The following is a 12,241-nucleotide window of genomic DNA, read 5'->3' on the forward strand; positions in this document are numbered from 1 at the left end:
GCTAATCGCACGCCCGTGAAAGATCACGGGAGTGGCGCGGCCCCGCACCACGCCACGCCGCCGACCCCGCGCCCGGCGCGACTCAATGCGGCACTTCGAAGCCATCCGCGAAGATCGGGTCGTCGTCGATCTCCTCGATGCAGTTGCCGATTTCCGAGGTGTTGCCATTCGGGTCGGTCACGGTCGCACTGATCACGCCGAGCGGCAGGTTGCCCCATCCGAACGGCACGCTCGCGGTGAACGGCACGTTGCCGAGCGCGCCCGTCGTCACCGCGGTCTTCATCAGCGGGTACAAGGCGAGGCCGCGTCCCGCGGCATGCGCGTTGCAATCGGGGCCGTAGTAGAGGTCGAGCCGGTAGGTCGTGTTCGGGGCGCTGTCCAACACGCCGGTGACGACTTCGATGCCATGCACCCTGTCGCGCGTCGCGGTGGCCAGCACCGGATAGTTCTGCAATCCGTTCGGGCCGGTGGCGGGGTTGGTCGCCTGGTTGGCGCTCGGCCCGGCGGCGGCGAGATCGACGTCGAGCGCGCCATTGCCGACGAACTCGTTGTCGAGCACGCTGTTGCCGGCCCCGCCCGACGGCGAAATCCACACGCCCGCGCCCGTGCTCGCGACGATGAAGTTGCCGCCCCAGGTCGCGTTCAGCGGCGCGCCGATCGTGTTGTTCCTGGCCGCGAAACTGACCAGGACCCCCGCACTGCCGTTGCCCGACGGCGAGCCGTCGTAGGCCATGCCGATGATGTTGTACTGCACCCGGTTGCCGTTCGAGCCGCTGCCGGAAAGGATCACGCCACTCGACAGGTTGTTGCCGATGTAGTTGTACTGGATGGTGTTGTTCTTCGAATTGAACACGAACACGCCGTTCGCATTGGGGCTGCTGGACAGGCCGTCGGGCAGGAAACCGATGACGTTGTTGGCGACCACCGAGCCGCCGGCCGCGTTGTCGATGTAGACGCCCGCGCCGCTGCTGCCGGCGACGAGGTTGACCGCCGATTCGTCGTCGTAGCCGCCGATGAACGCGGCGCCGGAATTGCCGGTGACGCGGATCGCGCTCGCGTTCGCGGGCGTGAAGGCAAGCGCGCCGAACTGGTTGCCGGCGATCGAATGCCCGCGCCCGCCCTCGAGTTTGATCGCCGCGTCGTTGAAGCCGGCGAAGGCGATCCCGCGTACCACGAGGCGCGCGCTCGCAGGCGCGCTCGCCGGCACGTGCAGCGCCCAGGGCGTGTTCGGGTTGCCCGCGCCATTGATGGCGAAGCAGAGGTTCGCGTCGAACGCGCCGAAATGGGTGTTCGGCGTCCAGCCGGGCTGGCTCGTGCCGTCGATCGTCACGTCGCCGGTCACGTCGAGCATCGGCGCGGCGAGCGACAGCAGTCGCGGGCAACCGCCGGCGATGTTGAAACGGATCGTGTACGGGCCCGCCGCGGCATTGGCAGCCTTGATCGCCGCACGCAGCGAGCCGGGAACCGGCGAGGTGTTGTTGCCATTGTCCGCGGTCGTGCTGACGATCGCCGTCGTCGAGTCGTCGATCGGCGACTCGTAGGCGCCGCGGTCGATGCGGCTGCCGACGATGCGCGTGCCGCCCGTGATGTCGTGCGCCGGGAAACCCCACAGCTGCAGGAACGCCCCGCTGTTGATCGCCGGCGAGTTCGACTGCAGGCGGTAGTTGCCCCCGGCGGCGTCGACGAAGCGCGGATCCGACGCCAGGTTGGTCGCATCCGGCGTGTACCCCGTCGTCGTGCCGATCATGTTCTGGTAGACGAGCAGCGGATTGGAGGCCGTCGCGAAGTGCCCCAGCGAAAGATCGGCCGTGCCGTTGCCGCGCAGGATGTTGTCGGCGATCTCGCTGAGGCGGCTGCTGTCGGAATTGATGCTGGTGTCGACGAGCAGGCCGGGACCGCTGTTGTCGGCGATCGTGTTGTTGGTCGCGACCAGCATCGAGTCCGCGTCGTAGCTGTACATCGCGTAGACCGCGGCCGAATCCGAACCCGCCTCGATCGTGTTATGCGCGACGAGGTTGTTGACGAAGCGCATCTGCGCGCCGCTGAGGTGGATGACCTGGCGTGCGGTGTTGTTGACGAAGCGGCTGTGACGGATCTCGATCGTCGAGGTGTCGCTGCTGGTGACATCGAGGCCGAGCGAAAGCGCGGAATGGTAGACGCTGCTGCCGACGAGCCGCGTGAACGTGACACCCTCGATGAGGAGGTCCACGTCGCCATGGATCGTCACGCCCAGGTACGCGCCGTTCTGGCCGAGGCCGTCTATGACGGTGTTGGTCGGGTCGATGGTGCGACTCGTGCAGCCGGCGCTGTAGCCGCCGAGCAGCTTGAGGCCGACCGATTCCGGATAGCTGCTGTAGTAGACGGCGCCGAGCGCGGAACCGATCGGATAGGTTCCCTTGACCAGCTTGATCGTCAGCGTCGCGCCGTCCGGCAGGGTATTGAAGGCGCCGAGCGCGTTCGCCAGCGTCGCGGTGTCGGCGACACAGACGGTGAGCGCCGAGGCCGGCCTGCCGGCGATCAGGCACACCAGGAACAGCAGTGAAGCGAACAGCTGGGTCAGGCGCATGGCACGTCTCGCAAGGGTCCTGACTGACCCTTACGAAGTCGGACCCGCCCGACTGCCAGCCGCCAGCCGGCTCAGTCGCCGTCGCCGATGAAGCGCAGCAGGAACATGCGCGCCGTGCGCCAGTCGCGGAATACCGTGCGTTCGCTGACCCCGCGCAGTTCGGCGATCTCGCCGAAGCCGAGGCCGCCGAACAGGTGCATCTCGGCGAGCTCGGCCAGCGCGGCATCGGTGGCGGCGAGTTCGGTCATGACGCGGTCGAGCGCGAGCACGTCGAACGGTTCGTCGGCGGCGACGTCGGAGGCCGCGCCGAGCGTGAGCGCCTCGTGGCCTTCGCCGCGCTTGCCGGCGGCCCGGCTGCGCGCGCGATCGATGAGCAGCTGGCGCATCGCGCGCGCGGCGAGGTTGAAGAAATGCCGCCGGCTCTCGACCGACAGGGTGCGGCCGGACAGGCGCAGCCAGGTCTCGTTGACGAGCTCGGTCGTGCACAGCGTCTGGCGCGGTCCTACCCGCAGCAGCAGGTGCGCCTGCGAACGGAAATCCTCGTAGAGCAGCGCGAACAACCGGTCGGTCGCGTCCGCGCGCCCGCAGCGCACGCCCTCGAGCAGCGCCTCGATCTCCGCCGTGTCCCCTGCCCCGTTCGCCATGGCGGGAGTCTAGCAGGCGGGCGCCGGGATCGCGGTTCCATGCGAGTTCGGCGGCCCGGTCGGTGCTGCCGGTGTTCAGCGGATCCGCATACAGTAGGCCAACTGCCCTTCGCGCGGAGACCCCCATGTTGGAGCGACACTATCCGTGTTACCTCGCGAGCGAGGCCGCGCAGCCGAACGAGGCGCTCGAAGTGCGCGACAAGTACTCCGGCGAAATCGCCACGCGCGTCGCGCTCGCGGATGCTGCGATGATCGAGCGCGCGATCGCCGCCGCCGCCGCGGCCGAACCTGCGATGCGCGCATTCCCGCCGCACGCACGCCAGGCCGTGCTCGAGCACTGCGTCGCGCGCTTCCGCGAGCGTCGCGACGAGCTCGCGCTCGCGCTGTGCATCGAGGCCGGCAAGCCGATCAGGGATTCCGAAGGCGAGGTCACGCGCCTGATCGACACCTTCCGCGTCGCCGCCGAGGAAGCCGTGCGCATCGACGGCGAAGTGTTGAACCTCGAGATCTCCGAACGCGCGAAGGGCTATCGCGGCTTCGTCCAGCGCGTGCCGATCGGTGCCTGCTCGTTCATCACGCCGTTCAACTTCCCGCTCAACCTCGTCGCCCACAAAGTGGCGCCGGCGATCGCGGCGGGCTGCCCGTTCGTGCTCAAGCCCTCGGAGAAGACACCGGTCGGCGCGCTCATCATCGGCGAGGTGCTGGCCACGACCGACCTTCCGAAGGGCGCATTCTCGGTGCTGCCGTGCCGGATCGATGATGCGGATCCGTTCGTCACCGACGACCGCCTGAAACTCCTCTCGTTCACCGGCGGCCAGGTCGGCTGGGAGCTCAAGGCGAAGGCGGGCCGCAAGAAGGTCGTGCTCGAACTAGGCGGCAACGCGGCCTGCATCGTCGACGGCGACCAGCTCGACCGGCTCGACCACGTGGTCGAACGGCTCGTGTTCGGCAGCTACTACCAGTCGGGACAGAGCTGCATCAAGGTGCAACGCATCTACGCGCATCGCTCGATCTACGCCGAACTGCGCTCGCGCTTCGTCGCGGCAACCCGCGCGCTCACGGCCGGCGATCCGCGCGATCGCGACACCTTCCTCGGCCCGCTCATCGACGACGCCTCCGCCGAGCGCCTCGCGACCTGGATCGCCGAGGCCGAACGGGCCGGTGCCACGCGCCTCTGCGGCGGCGCGCGCGAGCGCAACCGGCTCGAGGCGACCGTGCTCGAAGACGTGCCGCGCGATGCCAGGATCAACCGGCTGGAGGCCTTCGGCCCGGTCACCCTGCTCGAACCGTTCGACGATTTCGACGACGCGCTCGCGCGCGTCAACGATTCCGACTACGGCCTGCAGGCGGGCGTGTTCACCGATTCACTCGCCCACGCGACGCGCGCGTGGGACCGGCTCGAGGTCGGCGGCGTCGTCATCAACGACGTGCCGAGCTTCCGCGTCGACAACATGCCCTACGGCGGCGTGAAGCGCTCGGGGCTCGGCCGCGAAGGCATCCGCTATGCGATCGAGGACATGACCGAGCGCCGGCTCATGGTGCTGCGTGGCTGAGCCTCAGCCCAGCGCGACGACGTAGCGGAACACGCCCATCGCGAGCACCGACACGAGCATCAGGCCGGCCGTCGCGCGCACGCTGAGGGCGACGCGCCGGCCGAGCAACGCGATGCGGGCGCGCTGCTCCGGCGTGCCCTCGCCCGACTGCTGCAGGCGCGCGAGTTCGAGGCCGGCCGGTCGGCCGAGCACGAAGCCGAGCACCATCGCGAGCAACGCGGCGATCGCGCCGGCGCGCAGCACCCAGCCGCCAAGCGTCGCGTCGTGCGCGTGCAGCCCGAAAAACAGGTAGATGCCCGAGAGCACGGTCAGCAGCGCCGAAATTCCCGACGCCGGCCCGACGCGCCGCATCAGCGCGCCGAACCAGGGACCACCGCCGGCGGCGCGTGCCGCAGGCAGGATCGCCATGGCGAGCAGGAACATCGCGCCCGCCCAGGTCACGCCGGCGATGACATGGATCGCCCGCGCCAGCACAATGAATGCAATGTCGTACACGTCCGCGCTCCCGATCCATACGTCGAATATACACACTGTATATCCAATTCGATGACTGTCAAGCGATCCCGCGCCTATTCCAGCGCCACGCGCAGCGCCGCGGCGGACGAGACGCGCGCGCGCATCCTCGATGCCGCGCGCGCGGTGCTCGCCGGCGGACCCGGCATGCCCGCGTTCTCGCTCGATGGCGTCGCGCGCGTCGCCGGCGTGACGCGCCTGACCGTGTACAACCGATTCGAATCCCGGCGTGGCCTGCTCGAAGCGCTGTTCGACGACATCGCGCGCGCAGCCGGCCTGTTCGACCTGCCGCAAGTCATCGGCCAGCCCGATCCGGCCCGGGCGCTGCGCGATTTCGTCGGCGTGTTCTGCCGCTTCTGGACGACGCACCACACGGCGATGCCGCGTTTCCACGCGGTCATCCGGCTCGACGACGAGCTCGCCGCGAGCTTCGCCGAGCGCACCGAACGCCGGCGCCATGCACTCGCCGCGCTGGTGCGCCGGCTGTTCCCGCGGCGCGGCAAAGCCGATGCCGAACTCGTCGACGTGCTGTTCGCGCTGACGAGTTTCGAATTCCACGCCATGCTTTGCGTGCACGGGCGCAGCGCCAAGGCGGTGGAGGCGCTCGTGCAGCGCCTCGTCGCCGAAGCGGTCGACGGTTATCGCTGAACCGTGGCCGCGAAGCGGCGCTGCATCGCGGCGACGCCCTGCGCGATCATCGCCTCGATCGCGGACGCCGCCGCGTGCGGCAGCACGTCGGCGATCCACACCGCACGCGTACGCGCCCCGTCGGCGAACAGCTGCAGCGAGGCGTTGTGGTGCTCGAGGCGATCGGAGCCGACCACGCTCCAGGCGATGCGCCGGCGCGCATCGTCGACGTCGACGATGCGCTCGCGCGCGACCATGCCGTTGGCGAACGTGACGCGGCGGACATCGCCCTCGACCACGGTGTCGACGACGAAGCCGGGCACGAGGCGCGTGTGCAACGCGTCGACGTCACGCGCAGCGTCCCAGACCTGTTCCGGCGTCGCATCGAGGTGGAATTCGCGCACGATCGTGGCCATGTTCAGCGCGCTTCCATGCAGACCGCCTCGACGTTGTTGCCGTCCGGATCGAGCAGGAACGCCGCGTAGTAGTTCGGCGCGTAATCGGTGCGCAAGCCGGGCGCGCCGTTGTCGCTCCCGCCGTGCGCGAGCCCTTGCGCATGGAAACGCCGGACCGCGGCGCGGTCGGCCGCGCGGAACGCGACGTGGGTGCCGCCACTGGCGCCGGCGTGTTCGTACAGCCACAGCCCGGGCATGCCCGGCGGTCCGAACCCGCTGCCGGACGCATCGGCGACGTGGCCGAGCGGCGCGAGCACGGCGCGGTAGAAGCGCACGCTCGCGTCGAGATCCTTCACCTTGAGGCCGAGATGGTCGTACATGCCGCTCTCCTGTCGTGGGAAGGATCCCAGCCTAGGCGCGGGCGTCCGGAGATTCTTGGAAAATCTTGCGCTCGCCGCGCGCCGCGCGCCGGAACGCGCGCGGCGACATGCCGGCGGCGCGGCCAAACGTGCGCACGAAGTTCGACACGTCGCCGAAGCCGACCTCGTAGGCGACGTCGGTGACCGCGCGATCCCCGTCGGCGAGCAGGCGCGCGGCGCGACGCAGGCGCGCGCGCACGAGGTACTGGTGCGGCGTCACGCCGAGCACGCGGCCGAACGTGCGCAGGAAATGGAACGCGCCGAGGCCGGCTGCGGCCGCCGCGGTTTCGAGGTCGATCGGCTGCGCCGCGTTCGCGTCGATCCACAGTGCCGTCTCGACCACGCGGCCGCGATCGCGCGCGCTCGCCTTGCCGCACGGTCGCACGCGTCCCGCGAGCAGGTCGAGCAGGCGCTGCGCGACCAGCACGCCGATCTCGTCGAGCCCGACGTCGCTGCGGCCCTCGGCGATCGCCTGCGCGAGTTCGCCCAGCACGACGAGTTCCGGCAGCGGCGGCAGCGCACCGGCCCGCCAGGTCGCGCCGCGTCCGTCGAGGCCGTCGATCAGCGCGGGTGCGAAATGGAACGACAGGCACTCGTCGCCTCCGGCATGGTGTTCATGCGTGCACAGGTACTCGTCGCCGGGATGGCCGATCAGGAACGCGCCGGCGACGAGTTCGTGCCGTTCGCCGCGCGCATGGCAGCCGAAGCTGCCGCGTCGCACGTACGAGATCGAATGCTCGCGGAAGCACTCGACGAAGGGGCGATCGGACGGTCCCGCCTCGCAACGGTAGTCGCGCGCCGCGAGCAATGGTCGTTCGAGGAGCGTCCGGACCTGCATTGGAACGAGGCTAGCGGGGTGCGCGGGTGGCCGCAACCATGGCGATTGCGCGTATGGCGCCCGCGCGGGCGCGCCGGCTGGGACGTCCCGGTGCGCCGTCAGGTGCAGCGCGCGCGAGCGAAGGAAGATGATCGGTCACCGCAGGAGGCACGTCCTGCCTGCGCGCCTGCGGACGCGGCGGCGACTCGCGCTTGCGTCCGAGTTCGTTGCACAGGGTCGAATCGTGCACGGCGAGGTCCGGCGGTGCAATCGAGGTCTGCTCGTCGAGCACCGAAATGCGGCAGCCGCTTTCGCCCGCGTCTTCGGAAACCCGATACGTGTGCGACGGTTCGGTGATGAAGCTCACGAGAAATTCGCAGCGGTTGCCCACCAGGTCGAAGACACCCGGCTCGCCCGTGATGCCACGCGTGGCCCAGCGCTCGGCGGTACCGAACAGGAACACGCGCTGCGCCCCCTCCACCTCGAGCGATTTGTCGCCCGCGTCTTCCGGACCGATCGAAAGGCCGCGGCTACGAGCGCCATCGCAGCGGACGTCGCGATAGACGCGCAGGTAGTTCACCTGCGCCGTGTCGGCGGGCGTTTGCATGCCGACCAGCACGATCTGCGCGTGTTCGCCGAGCGGGGCCAGCCGCAGGCCGGCGCAACTCGCGCACGGCAGCACGCCCAGGAACAGCAACGTCCGCAACGGCATGCCCATATGGAAGCTCCGCATCCGCGTTCGCCCGGCTGCGCCCCTCGCCCATGCCGGTGCGCTCATTAGAACACGAAGGACGACGTATACGAAGACATTCGCAGGCGCGCTGCGACAGTCCATTTCGTGCGGATCCGCAGGAGCATGCCGCCCGGCACGCGCGAAGGCGCCTTTGTTGCACAATGCCCGTTGCCGCAGGCGCTCGCCTGTTCCGCACGCCATCCCGGAGGGATCATGATTCGAATCGCGACGACCGCCGTCCTCACGCTCGCCATCGCCGCCTGCACGCGGCCCGATGCTCCCGCGTCGCACGCCGCTGACAACGCGACGCCCGCGGCGTCGCACGCGGCGGCATCGCCGGGGCCGAGCCTTGCGCAATGGGCTCGGGGCGCCCGGCTGTTCGACGACCTCGGAACGCACACGCATCCCATCACGACCCGGGTGCCCGAAGCGCAGGCGTGGTTCGACCAGGGACTGCGCCTCATCTACGCGTTCAACCACGACGAGGCGGCGCGCTCGTTCGCGCGCGCGATCGAACTCGACCCGCACTGCGCGATGTGCTGGTGGGGCGCGGGCGAATCGCTCGGACCGAACTACAACATGCCGGCGATGCCGGATCGCTGGAAGGCGCTGTGGCAAGCCGTCGAGGCCGCGCAACGCGAATCGGCGAACGCGACGCCGCTGGAACAGGCACTCGCGGCCGCGCTCGCGACGCGCTATGCCGGTCCCGACGCACTCCCGCCTGAAGCGATGCAGCCGTACAACGTCGCTTATGCGAACGCGATGCGCGAGGTCGCGCGGCGCTTCCCCGATGACGACGACGTGCAGGTGTTCTTCGCCGAAGCGCTGATGACGGCGAACCCGTGGAAGCTCTGGAGCAACGACGGCGTCGCCGCGCCCGGCACGGACGAGATCGTCGCGACGCTCGAGCGCGTGCTCGCGCGCAATCCGCAGCACCCCGGCGCGAACCATTACTACATCCATGCGATCGAGGCGTCGCCGCATCCGGAGAAGGCGCTCGCCGCCGCCGAACGACTGCCTTCGCTCGAACCCGGTGCCGGCCACATCGTGCACATGCCCTCGCACATCTTCCAGCGTGTCGGCCGCTATGCCGATTCGGCCGAGGCCAATCGGGCGGGCGTGCGCGTCGACCTCGCCTACATGGAGCGCGCGAAGCCGGCCGAATGGACCTATTACGGCATGTATCTCGCGCACAACTACCAGTTCCTCGGCTACGCGGCCGCAATGCAGGGCCGCTCGGCCGAGTCGCTTGCGGCGACGCGCGCGATGCGCGCGCACCTGTCGGACATGATGCTGCACATGGGTGCCGGGCTGGACTGGTACGCGGCACAGCCGTGGTTCGCGATGGAACGCTTCGCGCGCTGGGACGAACTGCTCGCCGAGCCCGAACCCGACGCCTCGTTGCCCGCCATGCGCGCGGCCTGGCACTACGTGCGCGCGAGCGCGTACGCAGCGACCGGCAAGGCGGACGATGCCGCGCGCGAGAAGGCTGCGCTCGATGCGATCGCGGCGAGCCTGCCGAAGGACGCGCCGGCGGGACTCAACCTCGCCGGCGACCTCGTCGCCGTGGCCTCGCAGGTCGCCGGCGCACGCATCGCGCTCGCGCGCGGGCAACGCAACGACGCGCTGGCGCTGCTGCGCGACGCGGCCGCGAAGGAGGATCGCCTCGCCTACAACGAACCGGCCGACTGGTTCGTGCCGGTGCGCCACCTGCTCGGTGCACAACTGCTGAAGGCGGGCCACGCGACCGAGGCCGAAGCGGTGTACGAGGAGGACTTGCGCCAGCATCCGGACAATGGCTGGGCCCTGCACGGACTCGCGGCCGCGCAGAAGGCGCTGCATCGCGACCGCGATGCGGCCGCGACCGAACGCCGGCTGCGGGCGGCGTGGAAGGACGCCGATGTCACGCTGACCGCTTCGGTGCTCTGACGGTCGTCGGCGCGCGCCGGCCCGACTTGGCCGTCGTGGCCGTCGTGGGCCGGATGCGGGGATCGACCGCTGGCGCCTCGAACATGACGAGGCCCCGCATCCCACGGCGCCCTGATGTCGAAATCCGGCCCCCTGCTTCGACATGGACACGGGAGCGCCGTTGGTCGCGGCGCGACGAGGGTCGAACATGCCATCCATCGAACTACGCGCGTGCGCGCGGCCTGCGCGCGTGCGCGCATCGGCATCGCTGCTGGCGCCACTGATCGGCCTCGCCGCCTTCCTCGGCTACGTCGCATGGACCGCCTGGGCGCACCGTGGATTCGCACCGCCCGTGGCCGAGCCCGCGAGCGGTTGCGTGCTGTTGCTCGCCTACATGGCGTGGCCGGCCGGCTACGCGGTGCGCACGTTCGGCCGACGCAATGTCCCCGGCCGATGACGACGGGCACGACCGGCGCGGCGACGATGCACCCGCGTGGCGATCACGCGTGCGTTCCGGCGCTGTCCGCGGGGTCCATCGCGAACTTCGCCAACGTCGCCGCCGCGTCCGGTGCACCGAAATCCTCGCTCCAGTCTTCCATCAGCGCGATCAGCACGAGCTTCTCGAACTCCGCGTCGAAGCGCTGCACGATCGCGTCCGGATCTTTCACGCGCTTGCCGTCGCCGATCACGCCGAAGTGGACGCGGCCGTTGTAGCTGAGGATCGAAAGGCCAAGGCCGATCGAACCCGTCTGCGGCACCCAGAACATGAGTTCGCGCACCTCGACGCCGGCCATGAACAGGGGCTGCTGCGGGCCGGGCACGTTGGTCGCGACCGCGGTCGCCTTGCGGCTGAAGAGTTCGAGCGCGGGCCCCTGCAGCGCCGCGGGCGCCATGCCGAGCGCGGCGAGCAGGCCGAACGCGACGACCGCCTGGCGGCGACCCTTGAGGTCGCGCATGCACGCGGCCACGCGTTCGAGCCGGCGCAGCGGATTCGGCTCGCCGATCGGCAGGTCGAGGAAGACCAGGCCGAAGTGGTTGCCGAGCTTCTTCGCATGTTCGAGCGGGCGCAGGTTGACGGGCACGGTCGCGCGAATGGTCAGGCCATCGACGTCCTCGCCCTGGTCGCGCAGGTAGCCGCGCAGCGCGCCCGCGGCGCAGGCGAGCAGCACGTCGTTGACGGTGCAGCCGAGAACCTTGCCGAGCACCTTCACCTCGTCGAGCGGCAGCGGCTCGGCCCAGGCCACGCGCTTGGCGACGCCGAGGCGCCCCTTCAGCGCGGTGATCGGGTCGTCCGGCAAGGTGAGCGCGATCGCGAGTTCACGCGTGATCTCGCTGCCCTCGTGGGCGAACTCGGCCGCGATGGCCGGATCGGCCATCATCTGCGCGAGCCTGGCCCAGGTCTTCTCGCCGAGCGCCACGGCCTTGTGCAGGCCCCCCTGCATCGGTTCGAGCAGGCGCTCGAGCACGCTGCCGCGGTCGCGCTTGAGCCAGGTCTTCGCGAGCTCCGCGTGCGCCTGCGGCTGCGGCGCGGTGTCGGTGAGCGACAGGAGCACCTGCACCAGCGCGAGGCCGTCGGCATAGCAGTGATGGATGCGCGCGACGAGCACGCTGCCGCTGCGGCCATCGGGCGCCGTGTAGTTTTCGACGACGTGGAATTGCCAGAGCGGCTTGGACAGGTCGAGCGGCGAGGACGCGAGGTCGCTCACGAACGCCTCGAGGCCGGCTTTGTCGGCCGGACCGGGCAATGCGGCGATGCGCACGTGCCAGTCGAGGTCGAAATCGGCGTCGGTTTCCCACCAGGCGCCGTTCGCGCCGACGACCGCCTTCTGGCGGAAGCGCCGGAACGCAAGGAAGCGTTCGGCGAGCAGTGCCTTGATGCGTGCGGGATCGAGCGGTCCGGCGAACATGAGCACGCCGGTGATCATCATGCGGTTGGTCGGCCGCTCCATGCGCAGCCAGGCCGTATCCACCTTCGACATCGGCTCGCGCGGCGTACTGTCGGTATCCCGCATCTGTGCCCCTTCGCACGGCATCGGTCGTCGTAGCATCGACGGGCGCCGCCCAAA

General features: G+C 69.9%; 12 protein-coding genes. 4 read left to right on the top strand and 8 right to left on the bottom strand.

Going from position 1 to position 12,241, the window contains the following annotated elements; genetic code table 11:
* Positions 1 to 82: 82 nt before the first annotated feature.
* Both EV148_RS09930 and EV148_RS09935 read right to left on the bottom strand, forming a co-directional pair.
* A complete protein-coding gene (locus tag EV148_RS09930; RefSeq protein ID WP_131997344.1) occupies positions 83 to 2,566 on the bottom strand; it encodes a right-handed parallel beta-helix repeat-containing protein in 2,484 nt (827 codons plus the stop codon).
* 71 nt (positions 2,567 to 2,637) lie between these two features.
* Positions 2,638 to 3,210, bottom strand: coding sequence for an ECF-type sigma factor (locus tag EV148_RS09935; RefSeq protein WP_131997347.1), 573 nt, complete (start codon positions 3,208 to 3,210; stop codon positions 2,638 to 2,640).
* Between the two features lie 125 nt (positions 3,211 to 3,335).
* Between EV148_RS09935 and EV148_RS09940 the strand changes: the two genes are divergently transcribed.
* On the top strand, positions 3,336 to 4,763 hold the full coding sequence (locus EV148_RS09940; RefSeq protein ID WP_131997350.1) for an aldehyde dehydrogenase family protein: 1,428 nt from the start codon (positions 3,336 to 3,338) through the stop codon (positions 4,761 to 4,763).
* Positions 4,764 to 4,766: 3 nt separating this feature from the next.
* Here EV148_RS09940 and EV148_RS09945 read toward each other — a convergent pair whose 3' ends face one another.
* Positions 4,767 to 5,258 carry a hypothetical protein gene (locus tag EV148_RS09945; protein ID WP_131997353.1) on the bottom strand — a complete coding sequence of 164 codons (492 nt, stop codon included), beginning with the start codon at positions 5,256 to 5,258 and terminating at the stop codon, positions 4,767 to 4,769.
* Between the two features lie 51 nt (positions 5,259 to 5,309).
* Here EV148_RS09945 and EV148_RS09950 point away from each other — a divergent pair, with 51 nt between their 5' ends.
* Entirely contained in the window at positions 5,310 to 5,924 is a 615-nt protein-coding gene (locus tag EV148_RS09950) for a TetR/AcrR family transcriptional regulator (RefSeq protein ID WP_131997356.1), read from the top strand.
* On the opposite strand, the gene EV148_RS09955 is transcribed toward EV148_RS09950, so the two are convergent.
* From EV148_RS09955 to EV148_RS09970, 4 genes are read right to left on the bottom strand one after another with little or no spacing between them, the layout of a single operon-like run.
* Complete coding sequence (locus EV148_RS09955) at positions 5,915 to 6,319, bottom strand: SRPBCC family protein (RefSeq protein WP_131997359.1); 405 nt, start codon at positions 6,317 to 6,319, stop codon at positions 5,915 to 5,917. The two genes, EV148_RS09950 and EV148_RS09955, sit on opposite strands and share 10 nt — an antisense overlap.
* Before the next feature lie 2 nt (positions 6,320 to 6,321).
* On the bottom strand, positions 6,322 to 6,678 hold the full coding sequence (locus EV148_RS09960) for a VOC family protein (protein ID WP_131997362.1): 357 nt from the start codon (positions 6,676 to 6,678) through the stop codon (positions 6,322 to 6,324).
* Between the two features lie 31 nt (positions 6,679 to 6,709).
* Positions 6,710 to 7,525, bottom strand: a complete 816-nt coding sequence (locus EV148_RS09965; RefSeq protein WP_199222753.1) for a helix-turn-helix domain-containing protein — start codon at positions 7,523 to 7,525, stop codon at positions 6,710 to 6,712.
* 40 nt (positions 7,526 to 7,565) lie between these two features.
* Positions 7,566 to 8,252 (bottom strand): hypothetical protein, encoded by a 687-nt coding sequence (locus EV148_RS09970; RefSeq protein ID WP_131997368.1) that lies wholly within the window; start codon positions 8,250 to 8,252, stop codon positions 7,566 to 7,568.
* Between the two features lie 228 nt (positions 8,253 to 8,480).
* Between EV148_RS09970 and EV148_RS09975 the strand changes: the two genes are divergently transcribed.
* Entirely contained in the window at positions 8,481 to 10,196 is a 1,716-nt protein-coding gene (locus tag EV148_RS09975; RefSeq protein ID WP_131997371.1) for a tetratricopeptide repeat protein, read from the top strand.
* Between the two features lie 187 nt (positions 10,197 to 10,383).
* Positions 10,384 to 10,632, top strand: coding sequence for a hypothetical protein (locus EV148_RS09980; protein ID WP_131997374.1), 249 nt, complete (start codon positions 10,384 to 10,386; stop codon positions 10,630 to 10,632).
* Positions 10,633 to 10,675: 43 nt separating this feature from the next.
* Here EV148_RS09980 and EV148_RS09985 read toward each other — a convergent pair whose 3' ends face one another.
* Entirely contained in the window at positions 10,676 to 12,187 is a 1,512-nt protein-coding gene (locus tag EV148_RS09985; protein WP_241988043.1) for a WS/DGAT/MGAT family O-acyltransferase, read from the bottom strand.
* Positions 12,188 to 12,241: the final 54 nt, after the last annotated feature.

This window comes from Dokdonella fugitiva, from assembly GCF_004342425.1.
In the GTDB taxonomy this organism is placed as follows: domain Bacteria; phylum Pseudomonadota; class Gammaproteobacteria; order Xanthomonadales; family Rhodanobacteraceae; genus Dokdonella_A; species Dokdonella_A fugitiva.

What these genes read in the sequence shown, in the direction of transcription:
- EV148_RS09930 (WP_131997344.1), bottom strand. Translation starts at nt 2,566, where the DNA reads ATGCGCCTGACCCAGCTGTTCGCTTCACTGCTGTTCCTGGTGTGCCTG.
- EV148_RS09935 (WP_131997347.1), bottom strand. Translation starts at nt 3,210, where the DNA reads ATGGCGAACGGGGCAGGGGACACGGCGGAGATCGAGGCGCTGCTCGAG.
- EV148_RS09940 (WP_131997350.1), top strand. Translation starts at nt 3,336, where the DNA reads ATGTTGGAGCGACACTATCCGTGTTACCTCGCGAGCGAGGCCGCGCAG.
- EV148_RS09950 (WP_131997356.1), top strand. Translation starts at nt 5,310, where the DNA reads ATGACTGTCAAGCGATCCCGCGCCTATTCCAGCGCCACGCGCAGCGCC.
- EV148_RS09955 (WP_131997359.1), bottom strand. Translation starts at nt 6,319, where the DNA reads ATGGCCACGATCGTGCGCGAATTCCACCTCGATGCGACGCCGGAACAG.
- EV148_RS09960 (WP_131997362.1), bottom strand. Translation starts at nt 6,678, where the DNA reads ATGTACGACCATCTCGGCCTCAAGGTGAAGGATCTCGACGCGAGCGTG.
- EV148_RS09970 (WP_131997368.1), bottom strand. Translation starts at nt 8,252, where the DNA reads ATGGGCATGCCGTTGCGGACGTTGCTGTTCCTGGGCGTGCTGCCGTGC.
- EV148_RS09975 (WP_131997371.1), top strand. Translation starts at nt 8,481, where the DNA reads ATGATTCGAATCGCGACGACCGCCGTCCTCACGCTCGCCATCGCCGCC.
- EV148_RS09980 (WP_131997374.1), top strand. Translation starts at nt 10,384, where the DNA reads ATGCCATCCATCGAACTACGCGCGTGCGCGCGGCCTGCGCGCGTGCGC.
- EV148_RS09985 (WP_241988043.1), bottom strand. Translation starts at nt 12,187, where the DNA reads ATGCGGGATACCGACAGTACGCCGCGCGAGCCGATGTCGAAGGTGGAT.